Annotated in this window: 4 protein-coding genes; all 4 read left to right on the forward strand. The window is 57.8% G+C overall.

The features are described from left to right. On the forward strand, positions 1-225 hold a 225-nt coding region (locus WCA53_RS18020), incomplete at its 5' end, for an SDR family oxidoreductase (protein WP_423913444.1). Positions 226-642: 417 nt separating this feature from the next. Then, positions 643-1,098 (forward strand): hypothetical protein, encoded by a 456-nt coding sequence (locus WCA53_RS18025; protein WP_423913448.1) that lies wholly within the window; start codon positions 643-645, stop codon positions 1,096-1,098. Positions 1,099-1,302: 204 nt separating this feature from the next. After that, a complete protein-coding gene (phnC, locus tag WCA53_RS18030; RefSeq protein WP_423913453.1) occupies positions 1,303-2,211 on the forward strand; it encodes a phosphonate ABC transporter ATP-binding protein in 909 nt (302 codons plus the stop codon). Positions 2,212-2,257: 46 nt separating this feature from the next. Continuing rightward, a partial coding sequence (gene phnD, locus WCA53_RS18035; RefSeq protein WP_423913456.1) for a phosphate/phosphite/phosphonate ABC transporter substrate-binding protein occupies positions 2,258-2,646 on the forward strand: 389 nt, incomplete at its 3' end.

The following is a 2,646-nucleotide window of genomic DNA, read 5'->3' on the forward strand; positions in this document are numbered from 1 at the left end:
CCGTGTCGCGTGAACGCCGTGTCGCCAGGTGTTGTCGATACGCCATGGTGGGACAGGTTTCCGGCTGACGTCAGAGCGGGCGTTTTCGCTCAACAGGTTGAGACGTTGCCGGTCGGACGCGTAGGCCGCGCGGACGACGTGGCTCACACGGTGCAGTTCCTGATCGAGAACGGTTACATGACGGGAACGGTGATTGAATGTGACGGCGGCATGAGGTTGTTGTGATGCTTTAGTGCATATCGTAGTGCTTAGGATTTGCATGGCCGCTCGGCGCCGAGGTCCGCTGTCTCATTGTGTTTGCCTGAGATTCGATTGTCCGCGAAAACTCTTTTCTGGAAGGCGCGGACGTCGACGCCGCCATCGGGGTCCATGTAAGTGGATGCGGGAATTATGACCGGAAAGGCTCCGTCACGGCCCTACTTGACTCGGATTTTAGGCGGCCATACCGTAGTTGAGGCGAACTGACCGCTCGCCGCATGAGTTGCGCGAAGTACGCCCTGCCAACGACTCGATTTGGTGAAGGCGTTATTCGTCTAAATCATAAACTTATTAATAACGATCTGTTTGGTTTTGGACTCCGATGCATACAGACTTAAGCGACGACCTTGAAGCCGTTGTCGCACCGATGTGAAGGAGCCGATCGTGCAAATGAACCAGTCGCATCCGAACGATGCTGACGTCGATCGCGAGGGTCCGGTCGGGCGTGCGGTCGGTGGAAGTCCGCGCGCGAAGCTGAGTGGCTATGGGGCAGGCGAGCGAATCTACCGCGTGTTGATAGGTGCCATTTGCGCCTGGGCCGTGTTTGAAATTCCTCTTGAACTGGATCCGTTGGCGGACGCATCGCAGGTCGCGGCGACCATTATTGCGAAGCTGATCTGGATTATTGCAGGTACCGGTGCGATCTTCGATGCGAAGGGCGCCCGATTGGCGTTTGCATTTCTCTCGGGCGTCAGCATTGTCGCGATCACGCCTTCGCTTCCGTTTGAATTTCGTGTTTCGACAATTTTCTTTGTTGTGTCGTTGGTTGAGATCGTGATGAAGGCCCTATCTTTAATGCTTTTTATTCGGCAGAGGCTCGCCGGTCGGGAGCGCGGGTAGAAGACGGGATGGGGGTGTGAACGCCTCCCACATTTCCATCGCGTGAATATTTTGTGTCAAACCACGCGAAAGTTCCCCGGGACGGCGGCCCTCTCAAGTCATATATTCATCTAGACGTCTTCCGACCGTCACTGCAACGTCATGTTGCGTTCTTAGAATCCCCCAAACATTTCAGCACGCTTGAAATGTCCATTCGAGGATTCTATGGACGCAATTCACATCGAACGTTTGTGCAAGACGTTCAGCAACGGCCGCAAAGCGTTGGATTCAATTGACTTGCGTGTCGGGGAAGGAGAGATGGTCGCGCTGATCGGCGCGTCAGGCTCGGGAAAATCGACGCTGTTGCGCCACATCGCAGGCTTTGTCGCGTCGGACCTCTCGCCGTCGCATGTCACGCTGCTCGGCCGCCCCATTCAGCAAAATGGAAAAATCGCACGCGAGGTGCGGCGCATCCGTCGTGATGTCGCGTTCGTATTCCAGCAATTCAATCTTGTCGGCCGTCTCACCGTGCGCACCAACGTGCTGATCGGCGCGCTGACTAGGGTATCGATCTGGCGTCGCGTGTTCTGCCGCTTTCCGCGTGAAGAGCATGCGCTTGCGATGCAATCGCTGAACGCGATGGGTATCGGCGAGCACATCAACGAGCGCGCCAGCACGCTCTCCGGCGGGCAACAGCAACGCGCGGCGCTCGCGCGTGCACTGGTGCAACGGGCACGCATTGTTTTGGCCGACGAACCCATTGCATCGCTTGACCCGGAGTCGTCGAGACGCGTGATGGAATTGCTCCAGTCGCTCAATGAAGAACACGGCCTGACGGTTGTCGTGTCGCTCCATCAGATCGACGTCGCAATGAAGTATTGCGCACGGACGGTCGCGTTACGCGACGGCTGCGTGGTCTACGACGGTCCATCGTCCAACCTGACCGCCTCCGTCCTACGCGAACTATACGGCACGGCCGCGAGCGAACTCCTTGCTGATACCGATCCCGCTGCGGCCACCGCACGGCCCGAAGACGCCGCATGGGACGCCGCCCGTCGAACAGCCAGGACAGCACTGCTGCCAACCGACTCGTCCGCACGATCGGCGGCGTTCGCTTCGACGGCATCCTCCTGAGTCTGCGTCCACCGCTCAACCCTACACACTCCACCGGATTCAATCGATGAAATTTAACCGCCTTCTTCTCGCCGGCGCGGCCTTGGCCGCCTGTTTCGCCACGCAACTGGCGCACGCGGAGACGCTCAATTTTGGCATTGTTTCGACCGACTCGTCGTCGGCGCTCAAGCAACTCTGGCAGCCGCTGATCGACGATCTCAACAAGCAGACCGGGCTTGATGTAAAGGCGTCGTTCGCCACCGATTACTCGGGAATTATTGAGGGGATGCGCTTCAACAAGGTGCAAATTGGCTTCTTCGGCAACGCCTCGGCGATCGAAGCCATCGACCGTGGCAACGGCGAGGTGTTTGCCCAGGTGAAATACAAAAGCGGCCTGCCCGGCTATTACTCGTTGCTTATTACGAACGTGAACAGCAAGTGGAAGACCGTCGATCA

This window comes from Caballeronia sp. (assembly GCF_049581465.1).
Classification (GTDB): domain Bacteria; phylum Pseudomonadota; class Gammaproteobacteria; order Burkholderiales; family Burkholderiaceae; genus Caballeronia.

Bases quoted from the DNA above. Each gene is read 5' to 3' on its own strand.
- phnC (WP_423913453.1), top strand. From the start codon at position 1,303: ATGGACGCAATTCACATCGAACGTTTGTGCAAGACGTTCAGCAACGGC.